12 protein-coding genes are annotated in these 12,319 nt (G+C 73.4%); 6 read left to right on the forward strand and 6 right to left on the reverse strand.

What is annotated here, in order from left to right:
• Positions 1-71: 71 nt before the first annotated feature.
• Positions 72-533, reverse strand: a complete 462-nt coding sequence (locus tag DER29_RS31350; protein ID WP_121401225.1) for a hypothetical protein — start codon at positions 531-533, stop codon at positions 72-74.
• A 340-nt stretch (positions 534-873) separates the two neighbouring features.
• On the opposite strand from DER29_RS31350, the gene DER29_RS31355 reads away from it, so the two are divergent.
• Genes DER29_RS31355 through DER29_RS31365 form a run of 3 tightly spaced genes read left to right on the forward strand, consistent with a single transcriptional unit; the run spans position 874 to position 3,097 of the window.
• Positions 874-1,797, forward strand: a complete 924-nt coding sequence (locus tag DER29_RS31355; protein WP_121401226.1) for an NAD(P)-dependent oxidoreductase — start codon at positions 874-876, stop codon at positions 1,795-1,797.
• Positions 1,794-2,270, forward strand: coding sequence for a nuclear transport factor 2 family protein (locus tag DER29_RS31360; RefSeq protein WP_158619126.1), 477 nt, complete (start codon positions 1,794-1,796; stop codon positions 2,268-2,270). Before DER29_RS31355 ends, DER29_RS31360 begins: the two co-directional genes overlap by 4 nt.
• Positions 2,267-3,097, forward strand: coding sequence for an SDR family NAD(P)-dependent oxidoreductase (locus tag DER29_RS31365; RefSeq protein ID WP_121401228.1), 831 nt, complete (start codon positions 2,267-2,269; stop codon positions 3,095-3,097). Before DER29_RS31360 ends, DER29_RS31365 begins: the two co-directional genes overlap by 4 nt.
• Before the next feature lie 48 nt (positions 3,098-3,145).
• Here the strand turns inward: DER29_RS31365 and DER29_RS31370 are convergent, their stop codons facing one another.
• Genes DER29_RS31370 through DER29_RS31390 form a run of 5 tightly spaced genes read right to left on the reverse strand, consistent with a single transcriptional unit; the run spans position 3,146 to position 7,353 of the window.
• A complete protein-coding gene (locus tag DER29_RS31370; protein ID WP_121401229.1) occupies positions 3,146-3,709 on the reverse strand; it encodes a nuclear transport factor 2 family protein in 564 nt (187 codons plus the stop codon).
• Positions 3,706-4,656 carry an LLM class F420-dependent oxidoreductase gene (locus DER29_RS31375; RefSeq protein WP_121401230.1) on the reverse strand — a complete coding sequence of 317 codons (951 nt, stop codon included), beginning with the start codon at positions 4,654-4,656 and terminating at the stop codon, positions 3,706-3,708. Before DER29_RS31375 ends, DER29_RS31370 begins: the two co-directional genes overlap by 4 nt.
• Positions 4,653-5,801 carry a TIGR03617 family F420-dependent LLM class oxidoreductase gene (locus DER29_RS31380; RefSeq protein WP_199729630.1) on the reverse strand — a complete coding sequence of 383 codons (1,149 nt, stop codon included), beginning with the start codon at positions 5,799-5,801 and terminating at the stop codon, positions 4,653-4,655. The genes DER29_RS31375 and DER29_RS31380 overlap by 4 nt, the downstream gene beginning before the upstream one ends.
• The gene (locus DER29_RS31385; RefSeq protein WP_121401231.1) at positions 5,798-6,709 is read right to left on the reverse strand and encodes an SDR family NAD(P)-dependent oxidoreductase; all 912 of its coding nucleotides are present in this window, start codon (positions 6,707-6,709) and stop codon (positions 5,798-5,800) included. Before DER29_RS31385 ends, DER29_RS31380 begins: the two co-directional genes overlap by 4 nt.
• Entirely contained in the window at positions 6,706-7,353 is a 648-nt protein-coding gene (locus DER29_RS31390; protein ID WP_121401232.1) for a PaaI family thioesterase, read from the reverse strand. Before DER29_RS31390 ends, DER29_RS31385 begins: the two co-directional genes overlap by 4 nt.
• A gap of 473 nt (positions 7,354-7,826) precedes the next feature.
• Between DER29_RS31390 and DER29_RS31395 the strand changes: the two genes are divergently transcribed.
• The 3 genes from DER29_RS31395 to DER29_RS31405 all read left to right on the forward strand — a co-directional run bounded on the left by DER29_RS31395 (position 7,827) and on the right by DER29_RS31405 (position 12,277).
• Positions 7,827-9,404, forward strand: a complete 1,578-nt coding sequence (locus DER29_RS31395; RefSeq protein ID WP_121401233.1) for an ABC transporter substrate-binding protein — start codon at positions 7,827-7,829, stop codon at positions 9,402-9,404.
• A 75-nt stretch (positions 9,405-9,479) separates the two neighbouring features.
• Positions 9,480-11,120 (forward strand): AMP-binding protein, encoded by a 1,641-nt coding sequence (locus tag DER29_RS31400; protein ID WP_121401234.1) that lies wholly within the window; start codon positions 9,480-9,482, stop codon positions 11,118-11,120.
• Positions 11,117-12,277 (forward strand): CaiB/BaiF CoA-transferase family protein, encoded by a 1,161-nt coding sequence (locus DER29_RS31405; protein WP_121401472.1) that lies wholly within the window; start codon positions 11,117-11,119, stop codon positions 12,275-12,277. Before DER29_RS31400 ends, DER29_RS31405 begins: the two co-directional genes overlap by 4 nt.
• The last annotated feature ends 42 nt before the right edge of the window (positions 12,278-12,319 follow it).

Here is a 12,319-nt window from a genome sequence, read left to right on the forward strand (position 1 = left end):
AGAGGTGCGCGTACGACCGCGGGCCCGCGCCGTCGCCCCCGGATCACGACGGCGCAGGCCCGCTCACCGGATCAGCATGGGTGGATGTACCAGATCGGGTCCCAGTCGACGGAGACCGGGATGTTGTCCGGGTTGATCGCCTGTTGCGTCACGCTTTCTCTGTCGCTGAGGTGCGCGACCGCGCCGTCCCTCTGGTGGTTGACGGCGGCGCCGCGGCCCAGGAAGTTCGTGAGGTTCCGATCGTCGCAGTAGTAGAGCTCGAAGAAGGTGTGCTGACCGTCGCCCTCTCCCACGGCGTAGCAGGAGTAGCCCAACCTGCAGCTGCGCAGGTACTGGTTGCGGGCCTCCGTGCTCAGGTTGCGGGTCACGTACTCCCGGGGTCCGCTGCCGTTCTTGCCGTCGGAGAAGAACGGGCTGAGACCCGGTCTCACCTCCAGCGTGGTGTCCGCCCGCGCCGGGGACGCGGCGGCGGTGAGCAGCGCGACGACCGCGGCGGCCGTCGCCAGGACCCGGATTTTCCGTAGATCTCGCATGGGTTCCTCCGTCTGTTGCGGACGTTGTGGAACGAGCATGCTCGCCGCGGCAAGGGGCTGTCCTTACGGGCGAGTGCACACCTGTTGCGTCAGCGCGCACACTCCGGTGCCGCCGGGGCGAGACCCCGTACGCCGATCGGAACGCCGTGCTGAAGTGGGCGGCCCGGGTGGGCTGTCGCGTGGGCGCCCGCACTGCGGCGTCGGAGGTTGCCCTGATGTGACGCCAGGCCGAAGCGCACTCTCGCACTAAACAACCTATCGCTTGATTGGTAGGCTCGGCAGCCTGCTGGCTCCCGGATCCGCGCGGGGGAGTCGCCTCACTACGCAAGGAGACCTCACGATGAAGGTGCTCGTGGTCGGTGGAACCGGCATGATCGGGGCCCACACTGCCCTCCACCTGCGGGACCGGGGAGACGACGTCACCGTCGCCGCCCGGGGGGCGGTCGATGCGGGCTCGCCCGTCGCCGATCTGCCCGTCCTCCGCGGGGACTACACCCGCCAGACCTTCACCCGCAAGGACCTGGCCCCCTTCGACGCGGTCGTCTTCGCCGCGGGGCAGGACGTGCGCCATCTGCCCCGCGACGTGGACGAAACCCAGTTCTGGAAGGAGACCCAGAGCGCGGGGGTGCCGGCCTTCGCCGCGCTCGCCAAGAGCGCGGGTGTCTCGCGCTTCGTCCAGGTCGGCAGCTACTACCACCACCTGCGACCCGCCCTGGCCGACTCGAACGCCTACGTCGCCGCCCGCCGCCACGCCGACGAGGGAGCCCGGGCGCTGGCTGACGCCTCCTTCACGGTCTGCACCCTCAACCCGCCCTCGATCATCGGTGCCATCCCCGGCATCACGGCCAAGCGCTACCGCCGCATGGTGTCCTGGGCAGCCGGCAACGAGCCGCAGATCCCCGACCACGCACCGGCCGGCGGCACGAACTACATGTCGGCCCGGTCCCTGGCCGAGGCGATCGGCGGCGCGCTCGACCGCGGCACGGCGGGCGCGGCGTACCTCATCGGTGACGCCAACCTCACGTTCGCGCAGTTCTTCCAGCTGCTCGTCGACGCGGCCGGGGGCAACCGCACCATCGCCGAGCTCGACGAGCCGCACCCCTTCATGCCCGACTCGATGATCGTCCAGGGCCGCGGGACCGTCCTCGCCTACGAACCGGATCCGGCCGAGACCGCACTGCTCGGCTACACCCGCGGTGACTGCGAGCGTGCCGCCTCCGAACTCGTCGAGGTCGTGCGCGCGGCGACCGCTCCCGCGTCGTGACCGGCCTCGACGCGGCCGACCTCACCGCGCTGCGCGTGCTCTCCGAGACGTACGCGGCGGCCGCCGACGACCGTGACGCAGCCGCGGTCGGCGCGCTCTTCGTCCCGGACGGCGTCCTCGTCGTCCCCGAGCCGCCGGCTCACCTCGGCGCCCGCTCGTCCCACGTCGGTCGTCCCGCTGTCGTGGCCGCGCTCGGGGCACTCGCCGGCACCCTGGCGACGACCCACGTCGTGGCCGGGGCACGCTACCTGCCGACGCCGACCGGGGCCCGTGGCCGGGTCCGCGGCATGGCCCACCACCTGCTGCCCGGTCGCGAAGGGCCCTCGGACCTCGTCTGGTTCCTGCACTACGACGACGAGTACGCGCGCACCGACGACGGATGGGCCTTCACACGTCGCGCCGTGACCGTCAACTGGATCGAGCGCCACCGCGTCTCCGCGATCAGGGCCGACGAGGAAGAGGCCGGCAGATGAGCGCCACCCGCAGGCTCGAGGACCAGATCGCGGTCGTCACCGGCGGCGCCCTCGGGATCGGCGGCGGCATCTCCCGCCGTCTCGCCGCCGCCGGTGCCCACGTCGTCCTCGTCGACATCGACGGGGCGGCGGCCGTCGACACCGCCGCCGACATCCGTGGCGCCGGCGGCGAGGTCGAGGTCGTCCTCGCCGACGTACGCACCGCTGACGGTGTCGCCACCGCGGTCGCCGCCGCGTCGACCCTCGACTCCGGGCGGGTCGACGTGCTCGTCAACAACGTCGGCGACTTCCGCCCGGCCGCCAGGACCTTCCTGCACTCGACCCCGCAGCAGTGGCAGGCGCTCTACGAGGTCAACCTGTGGCACGTGCTCGCGATGACCCACGCGCTGCTGCCCGGCATGGTCGAGCGAGGCCGTGGCGCCATCGTCAACAACTCGACCGTCGAGGCCTTCCGGGGCATCCCGGCGTGCGCCCCGTACTCCGCCTACAACGCCGGGGTCAGCGCCTTCACCAGGAGCCTCGCCGTCGAGGTCGCCGGCCACGGGGTACGGGTCAACGCGATCGCGCCCGACCTCGCCGACACGCCCCAGACGCCGGCCGCGGCGATGCTGCGCGGACGTGACCCGGAACTCGTCCGCACGTGGATCCCCGTCGGGCGCTTCGGCGAGCCCGACGACTACGCCGCCGTCGTCGAGTTCCTCGCCAGTGACGACGCCCGCTTCGTCACCGGGCACACGATCCCCGTCGACGGAGGGACCCTGGCCGCCTCGGGCTGGTACGCGCGGGCCGACCGCAAGGGCTGGTCGAACATGCCCAACGAGGCCTGACCGTGGGCGCCGGGACCCACGCAGGGGTTCCGGCGCACCCGGCCGTGCTCAGTCGCTACGGTCGAGGCCGAAGAGCTCGGCAGCCGCGGTGCCGCACGACTCGGAGTCGACGGCGCGGGCGAGAATGTCGCGGCCCTCGTCGGTGCCGTCGAGCTGGCGGTTCCAGCGGTGGGTCACCTTCCAGCCCTCGTCGGTGCGAATGAACTCCCAACGGTTGGAGCCGGTGCGCCAGATCCGGTAGCCGTTCTCGTCGGGAGCGTTGAGCACGAGCTGCGAGTAGTTCGTCACGACGGCCCGGTCGCCGTCGACGACGATGTGCGGCAGGCCCATCAGGTGGGCGGCGCCGGAGTGGATCAGCGCCTGGTGCCGCTCACCGGTCACCATGGCGCGCAGCGCGTCCCGGCCGTTGAGCACGACGGGGTAGGTGTCGTACACGCCCTCCTCGGTCCACATCCGGGCGGTGACCTCGGCTGAGCCGCTGTCCACGGCGGGACCGTAGCCGGCGACGACCTGCCACAGGGCGAGCTGGTCCTCGGCGGCGGCGAGGCGCCGTTCGGCCTGCTCGAGGCGCGCCTCCAGCAGTGCGAGCCGGTCGGGCTGCGGGTCGGTCATGGTGGGTTCCTCTCGAGCGGGCTTCTCGCGGGCCGATCCGGCCGGTGGCCGGTCAGGTCGTGGACGGTCGTCTCGAAGCGTTCCGGGGTGAGCTCACGCAGCGCGGCCATCTGCGCGAGGTGGTGGGCCGCCGAGGTGGCCACGAGGCTCGCGTTGACCGCGGTCGCCCCGACGGCATCGGCCGTGCGCAGGTGCGCGCGGGAACCGTCCGGGTCCCCGAGTGGGTCCAGCGGCGGGATCTGCAACACGAGGTCGAGGTCGTCCGGGCGCTCCACGGAGGTCCACAGGCGGGTCAGCTCCTGTGGGCCGAGGCCGAACGGCGCCCATCCGGTGCCGTGCGCCACGGCGCGGCGCAGCGAGCGGCGGGTGCGCCCACCGATCCACAGCGGCACCGTCGTGCGCGGCGCGTGCGGTTCGACGACGAAGTCGGTGAACGCGAACCGGGGCCCCTCGTGGCGCGGCACGGCCCGGCCCCATGCGGCACGCAGGGCCGCGATCGCCTCGTCCGCGACCGCGCCGCGCTCGGCGAACTCGGCGCCGAGCAGGTCGAACTCCTCTTCGAGGCTGCCGACCCCGATGCCGAGGATGACGCGCCCGCCGCTGAGCAGGTCGAGGGTGCCGTAGGTCTTGGCGAGGGCCAACGGGTGGTGGTAGCCGATGACGACGACGTTCGTCGCGAGCCGGACGCGGCGCGTCGCCGAGGCGAGAAACGACAGCGTGGCCACGGGGTCGAAGTACGTCGCGCCCCGCTCGGCGGCGATCGGGGCGGGCACTGCGACATGCTCGCTGCACGTCAGGTGGTGGTAGCCCAGGTCGTCGGCGGCACGGGCGATGGCCAGCAGCGCGCCGCCGACGTCGGGGCAGGCCAGGACGTCCCGCTCCCAGGCGGCCGCGGTGCGCGGGTGCTGGACGACGACCGGGGTGAGCAGCCCGATTCGTGCGGTCATGGCGGGGTCTCCGATCCGGCGCCGCCGCGCGTCGCGCTGGCGGCCCCGTCGCTGGGGCCGCCGGTCGCGGGCGGGCCGCAGGCCGCGGTACTCGTGGGGATGTGCCGGAGGCGTACGAGCAGCGCTCCGAACTCCTCGTCGTCGTCCGGGTCGAGCGGCAGCCCGAGTCCGAGCCCGTCGGCGAGCCCGCCGTAGGCCTGTTCGAGCACGTCCGGCAGTTCGGCATAGGTGCCGTGCGGGATGAGCGTGGCCAGGGTCTCGTCGTCGAGGGTGTCGGCGAGTCCCGCCCAACGCCCGCAGGCGGCCATCTCGGCGAGCCGTTCGCCGACCCGGCCCAGGCCGAGCCGGTCCAGGGTGGTGCGGTAGGCCGGGGTGGAGAAGAGGAACGCCAGCTCCTGGCGGGCGGAGTCGCGGCTCACGGCGAGTGCGGCCTGCGTCGGACCGGTGATCGACTTGGACACGACGACGACCCGCGGGATTCCGGCGCGTCCGGCCCGCTCGGCCCCGGCGCGGAGTGCGGGGAGCACGACCGTGCGCAGGTGACTCGGGTGCGAGTTCGTCGCGTGCGTGACGAAGCCGTCGGCGAGTTCGCCGGCCACCTCGCAGACGCGCCGGTTGACCCCGCCGGTGTAGAGCGCCGGGGCCGCGGTCGACAGCGGGCCGGGGTTGAAGTAGGGCTGGAGCCGGGTGAAGCGGTAGTGGCTGCCCTCGTGCGCCAAGGGCCCGCCCGTGGTGAACGCCGCGAAGATCGCCCGGATCGAGGCAAGGTAGTCGCGCAGGTTCTCGGCCGGCCGGTCCCACGGCACCGAGAAACGGCCGACGATGTTGCCGCGCACCTGGGTGGCCAGACCGAGCTGGAAGCGCCCCTCGGAGAACCGCGCGAGGTCCCACGCGGCGTACGCGGTCACCATCGGGCTGCGGGGGAAGGCCAGCGTCATGCTGGTACGCACGGTGATCCGGCTGGTGTGCTCCGCCGCGAGCAGGGCGACCGCCAGCGAGTCGTGCGTCGTCTCGGGGACGTGCACGGTGTCGAAGCCGAGCCGCTCGATGCGCGCCACGACCGCGGGCACCTCGCGCAGCGCCGTCGTCGCCGGCAGCGTCGTGGCCAGCTCCATCCGGGTGGCGTACGCCTGTGCTGCCGTCACGGGATGCGGCCCGCCAGGGCGGCGTCGACGACCTCGTCGCCACTGACGATCCGGGCGAGCCTCTCCAGCCGGGGCGCGCGGCGCAGGTGCGCCCCGCCCTCGACCGGCAGGCACGCGCCGGTGACCCACGAGGACTCGGGACCGCACAGGAAGCGGACCGCGGCAGCGACGTCCTCGGCGCGTCCGACCCGCGACAGGGGCTTCTCGGCGACGGTCGCGGCGGCCAGCTCGGGGTCGGCCAGCAGCAGGCCCGGGTTCTTCCCGTCGGTGGCCACGATGCCGGGGCGCACGACGTTGACCCGCACCGCGAGGTGGCCGAGCTCGTCGGCGGCGACCCGCACGAGCGCCTCGAGCGCGGCCTTGCTCACCGAGTACGACGGCATGAACGGGAAGGAGTGCCCGCCCGCGCTAGAGGAGGTGCACACGATCGAGCCCCCACCGCGCGCGGCCAGGGCCTGTCCGCCGTGCCGGATCGCGTGCAGCGCCGTCGTGACGTTGCGCCGGAAGTCGTGCTCCAGGGTCTCGGCGTCGAGGGCGAGCACGGGACGGAAGGTGCCGCCGCCGACCGTCGTGACGACGGCCGCCAACGGGGTCTCGTCGGCGACGCGCACCGCGGCGGCCACGTCCTGCTCGAGGGCGGCGTCGCCGACGCTGACCCGCACCGGCAGCGCCCCGGGAGCGGCTGCGGCGATCGTCGTGGCCGCCGCCCGCAGCGTCGCCCCGGTGCGTCCCATGATCGTCACGGCGGCCCCGTCGGCGGCCAGCGCGGCGGCGATGGCGCGGCCGAAGCCGCCGCCCCCGCCGATGACGAGCGCACCGCGGCCGGCGAGCGGACCGGGTGCGGCGCTGGTCGGGTGCCGCCCGCTGTCGGGTCGTGTCCGTGGCGGGTGGTCGGGACCCGTGCTCATCCCTGCTCCCTCGAGTCCCGTCGGAACTTCTCCCGCGTCGACGGGTCGTCCATGAGCACGAAGGTGCCCGTGGCGGTGACGCAGGTCAGTTCCCCGACACGCAGCTCGCCGGAACTGCGCACCTTGCGCCCGTCGCGCCCGTCGTGCCGGGCCAGGATCGTGATCGTCGAGCCGATCGGGATGGCCGCGCGGAAGGAGATGTCGAGCCCGACGGTCACCGCGGCATACCCGGCGCGGGCGTTGGCGATGCCGAGGGCGTGGTCCATGAGCATCGCCGAGGTGCCGCCGTGCACGTGCCCCGGGGGTCCCTGGAAGGCCAGCCTCAGGGTGACCTCGCCGCGCAGTGAGCCGTCTGGCTCCACCCAGAGACTCACCGGCGGCGACAGCGGGTTCTCGGTGCCGCCGGCGGGGTCGAAACGGCCCGGGCCGGGCTGGCGCCACATCGTCGCGATCCGCTCGGGAAGGTCCGGGGCGTGGGCGTCGATCCGGGCGGTGAGCACGTCGAGGTCGGCCACGATCCGGTCGGCGTCAGCGTCGATGGCCGCGCCCGCGCGGATGATCGCGTCGACGAGCCGCCGGGTGGCTGAGGCGACGGCGTCGATGCCCGTGTCGCGGGGCTGTGCCGTGGCGAGGGTGGCTTCCACCGGGCGGACTCCTTTGGCCGGTCAGGGCAACCAAGCGCTTGCTTGACCGCACCTTAGCGACCCGGCGGCGCGCTGGCAACGGCTGCTCCCCGGCGCCGCCCCCCTGGGTCGCGGGTCGGCGTCCGCCCGTGGGTCGGGGTGGCGTCCGTCCGCGGGTCGGCGTCCGCCCGTGGGTCGCGGTGGCGTTCGCGGGGCGGAGCGGCGTCCGCCCATTGACGCGCCCGCGCCCTGCCCCTACCGTCCCAAGCGAGCGCTTGGTTGGCGTTGCGGGACGCCGTACGCCGGCAGCCTCGGGAACGCCGTGGCCGATCAGCTCCAGGCGCGCACGACTCCGCCGACGCCCTCCACCACCCACCGTGACCGCCGCGCCCGCACGGCCACTGCCGAACGACCCGCCGGCACCCCCGCCGCCCCGGGCGCCCGGATCCCGGAGCCGCTTCCGGCTCGGACCGCAGGTCAGAAAAGGAGCACCCGTGTCTCGCCTCCCGTACCGACGACGCCTCGCCGTCGCCGTCAGCCTGCTTGCCACCCTCGCCGTCGGAGCCTGCTCCGGCGCCCCGACGAGCGACCCCGGCGCCACCGGCGCCGGCACAGGGGAGATCGACCCCGACGCCGTCCTGCAGGTCACGGCCTCGTCCCCCTTCCAGAACCTCGACCCGGCCCAGCCGGCTCCCGGCGGGTACCCCTACCTCACGCTGATCTACGACCGGCTCACCATGGTCGACTCCAGGGACGAGATCGTCCCCGGCCTGGCGGTCTCGTGGGCCTACGCCAAGGACGGCTCCTACCTCGAGCTCGCCCTGCGCGACGACGTCACCTTCCACGACGGGACGCCCTTCGACGCCACCGCCGTCAAGGTCAACATCGAGCGCGGCCAGACGCTGCCGACGAGCACCATCAAGCAGGACCTCGCCGCCGTCACCGGCGTCACCGTCGTCGACGCGCACACCGTGCGGCTCAACCTCACGCCGGGCACCGGCGCGGTGCTCCCCTCGGCCCTGGCCACCGCCGCCGGCATGATGGTCTCGCCCAAGGCGATCGCCGACGGCGTCGACCTCAAGCTCGCGCCCGGCAACGCCGGCTCGGGCCCGTACGTCGCCACCGAGTTCGTGCCCAACGAGAAGTACGTCGTCAAGCGTGCCGAAGGCACCTACTGGGACCCGAACGCCGGGCGCCTCGCCGGGATGGAGATCACCCGCGTCCCCGAGGGCGCCACCCGCCTCAACGGCGTCATCAGCGGTCAGACCGACCTCAGCTTCGTCTCCTCGGCCAACGAGGTCGTCCAGGCCCGCCAGCTCGGCGAGGCCGGCCAGCTCAAGGTCACCACCCGTCCGTTCCGCAACGTCCTCGGCATCCTGCTGCGCGCCGACATGGGCGACCTCAAGGACAATCGGGTCCGTGAGGCCATCGCACGCTCGGTCGACCCTGCCGCCATCCGCGCGCTCTTCGCCGACACCTGCACGCCCACCCGCAGCATCTACCCGGACAGCCCGTGGGCGGACCCGGCGGCGACCTACCCGTACGAGTTCGACCTGGCCAGGGCCAAGGCGCTGATCGCCGAGGTCGGCGGGGCCAAGGTGTCGATCAGCTTCTCCGCCGGCACCAACACCGAGCAGCCCGCCACCGCCATCCACGCCGCCATGTCCCAGGCCGGCATCGACGCGAAGCTCAACCCGACGCCGAACTCCGAGACCGAGGCCCGCTTCATCGCCGGCGACTTCGAGCTCGAGGTGTCCAACACCTTCAACCCGCGCCTCGACCCGGCGGGCACGGTGGACAACTACTTCACCGGCACCTACAAGCTCGCCACCGACCCCGGGGCGATCGCCCCGATCGCGGCCAGGGCCGCCGACCCCCGCTCCAGCGTCGGGGAGCGCGCTAAGCAGTACCACCAGCTGTGGGAGCGGCTGTTCAACGAGGCGTGGTTCATCCCGATCTGCAACCTCACCAGCGCCACCGTCGCCTCTCCGAAGGTCGTCGGCGCCGAGCAACTGCCGTGGACCAACCTCGGCCTGTTCGATCTGCGCACCGTCGCCATGACGAAGGGCTGAGCGCCAGGTCCCCACCCGTCGGCCGACCGGTCGCCCACCCCGACCGACAGGCCCGAAGAAAGGCAGCCAGAGCCAGTGCCCCGTCCCACCGCAGCCACCACCCTCCTGCCCACCCTGTCCCGCGTGCTCGACGAGCAGCCGGACCTCGCCCTCACCCTCGCCGGCACCCCGTTCACCGTGGCCGAGCTCGATGCCGCGTCGCGTCGCCTCGCCGGGTTCCTCGCCGACCGCGTCGCTCCCGGCGACCGCGTCGTCATCCTCGCCCGCAACGGCCGCCTGGCCCTGATCGCCTGGTGGGCGACGACGCTCTGCGGCGGTTTCGTCGTTCCGCTCAACACGAGCAACCGTGGCCCCGTACTGGCCCACCAGGTGCTCGACGCCGACCCGGTCGCGATGATCGTCGAGGACGAGTTCGTGTCCGTCCTGGACGACGCCCTCGTCGGCACGGGGCTACGGGCGCCGGTCCTCGTCGGCGCTGTCCAGGGCGGCCGGCCCTCCACGGGCCCGGTGCCCGCCTGGGCCACCGAGGTCGTCGACTTCGACGCCGCCGTCGCCGGGGGCTCGGCGGTGACGACCACCCCGGACCTCGACGCGTACGCCACCAGCCACCTCATCTACACGGCCGGCACGACCGGACCGTCCAAGGCGTGCATGGTCAGCCACGGCTACGTGGCGAACATGGCCCGCCAGATGCACGAGAACCTCGAGCGCCACTGCGGTGACGTCCTGTGGTCGGCGATGCCGCTGTTCCACATGGCCGCCGTCGGGCACGTCATGGGCTCGCTCCAGCTCGGCTCGGCCATGGACATCGCGCGGCGCTTCTCGGTCAGTGGCTTCTGGGACGAGATCCTGCGCTCCCGCGCGACGATGGCCGCGCTCATGGGCTCGATGCTGCCGATGATCGTCGGCGCCCCCGACTCCGAGGCCGCCCGCAAGGCCTTCGGCCAGCTGCGCGTCGTGTCCGGCTCGCCGGTCACCGCCGACCTCGCTGCCCGCTGGACCGAGCGGTTCGGCGTCGCACGGGTCGGCTCGGGCGCCTACGGCCTGACCGAGGCCAGCCTGATCACGCTCACCCCGCCGGGGGGTTACCGCGCCGGGGCCGCCGGCAAGATCAACGAATCCTTCGAGGTGCGCATCGTCGACGAGCACGACAACCCGCTGCCCGTCGGCGCGGTCGGCGAGATCGTCGCCCGCCCCACCCGCCCGGCGATCATGTTCAACGGCTACTGGCGTCAGCCGGAGAAGACCCTGGAGGTCTTCCGGGGCCTGTGGTTCCACTGCGGTGACTACGGCCGTCTCGACGAGGACGGCTACCTCTACTTCGTCGACCGCGGCAAGGACTACCTCCGCCGCGGCGGCGAGAACATCTCCAGCTTCGAGATCGAGGGCATCGTCGCGGCCCACCCGGCCGTCGGCGAGGTCGCCGTCCACGCGGTCCCCTCCCCGCTGGCCGAGGACGACCTCAAGGTGACCGTCGTGCCCGTGCCCGGCGCGCGGATCGACCCCGCGGAGCTCTTCGAGTGGCTGCACCCGCGGATCCCGCGGTACGCCGTCCCCTCCCACATCGAGGTCCGCGCCGAGCTGCCCAAGAACGCCGTCGGGCGGATCCTCAAGCGGGTCCTGCGCGAGGAGGGCGTGACCCCGCAGACGTGGAGCACGGACCCCCGCGCCGTGACCGGCACCCCGGTCCCGGCCGGCGCCGGGGAGCAGGCGTGAGCGACGCCCCCGGTTCGGTCGCCGGCCAGCGCTGCGAGGGGCCGCTGGCCGGCCTGCGCATCCTCGAGCTCGGTGGGCAGGGGCCGGTGCCGTTCGCGACGATGATGCTCGCCGACCTCGGTGCCCAGGTCGTGCGGGTCGACCCTCCCGGCGAGCCCGACCGGCGGGCGCGCGCGCAGGTCAACGCGATCGACCGCGGCCGTACGACCGTCACGCTCGACCTGAAGTCGGAGGCCGACCGGTCGCTCGTGCACCGGCTGCTCGCCGACGCGGACGTGCTGCTCGACCCGTTCCGTCCCGGGGTGCTCGAACGTCTCGGCCTGGACCCGGTCGCACTCACCGAGCGGTACCCGCGCCTCGTCGTGGCGCGGATGACCGGCTGGGGCCAGGACGGTCCCCTCGCCGCGGCCGCCGGCCACGATCTCAACTACATCGCCGTCTCCGGGGTGCTCGACACGATCGGCCTGCCCGGGCACGGCCCCGTCGTGCCGCCGATGTACCTGGCCGACTTCGCCGGCGGCGGCATGGTGCTGGCCTTCGGCGTCCTGGCCGCCCTGCACGAGCGCGTCTCCTCCGGGCGTGGGCAGGTCGTGGACTCCTCGATGCTCGAGGGCAGCGGGCTGCTCACCGTCGTCATCCACTCGATGCTCGCGCGGGGCGCGTGGAACCTCACCCGCGGGACGAACTACCTCGACGGCGGGGCGCACTTCTACCGGGTGTACCGCACCGCCGACGACAGGTTCATGTCCGTCGCGGCCATCGAGGCGAAGTTCTACCGCACGTTCCTGCTCACCCTCGGCATCGAGCCGGAGGACGGGCCGGGGCAGTTCGACGAGTCGGGGTGGGCCGGCTGGGCCGAGCGGATCGCCCCGGTCTTCGCCGGACGCACCCGGCAGGAGTGGACGAGCGTCTTCGAGAGCGTCGACGCGTGCGTGCATCCGGTGCTGGACGTCTCCGAGTCGGCCGGGCACCCGCAGGTGCGTGCCCGCCGCGCCGTCGTCGAGGTCGAGGGGGTCGCCCAGCCGGCCCCGGTGCCCCGCTTCTCGCGGACGCCCGCCGCGACCCCGCGGGCCCCGCGGCGCCGTGGTGAGGACACCGACCGGGTGCGCTCCGCGCTCGCCGGACACAACCCGTGGGAAGCCTTGTCAAGGCCTTGACCTGCATCACACCCCACCCTACGATCTCGACCAAGCGCTTGC

Source organism: Micromonospora sp. M71_S20 (assembly GCF_003664255.1).
In the GTDB taxonomy this organism is placed as follows: Bacteria; Actinomycetota; Actinomycetes; order Mycobacteriales; family Micromonosporaceae; genus Micromonospora.

Bases quoted from the DNA above. Each gene is read 5' to 3' on its own strand.
- DER29_RS31355 (WP_121401226.1), top strand. From the start codon at position 874: ATGAAGGTGCTCGTGGTCGGTGGAACCGGCATGATCGGGGCCCACACT.
- DER29_RS31370 (WP_121401229.1), bottom strand. From the start codon at position 3,709: ATGACCGACCCGCAGCCCGACCGGCTCGCACTGCTGGAGGCGCGCCTC.
- DER29_RS31365 (WP_121401228.1), top strand. From the start codon at position 2,267: ATGAGCGCCACCCGCAGGCTCGAGGACCAGATCGCGGTCGTCACCGGC.
- DER29_RS31385 (WP_121401231.1), bottom strand. From the start codon at position 6,709: ATGAGCACGGGTCCCGACCACCCGCCACGGACACGACCCGACAGCGGG.
- DER29_RS31375 (WP_121401230.1), bottom strand. From the start codon at position 4,656: ATGACCGCACGAATCGGGCTGCTCACCCCGGTCGTCGTCCAGCACCCG.
- DER29_RS31350 (WP_121401225.1), bottom strand. From the start codon at position 533: ATGCGAGATCTACGGAAAATCCGGGTCCTGGCGACGGCCGCCGCGGTC.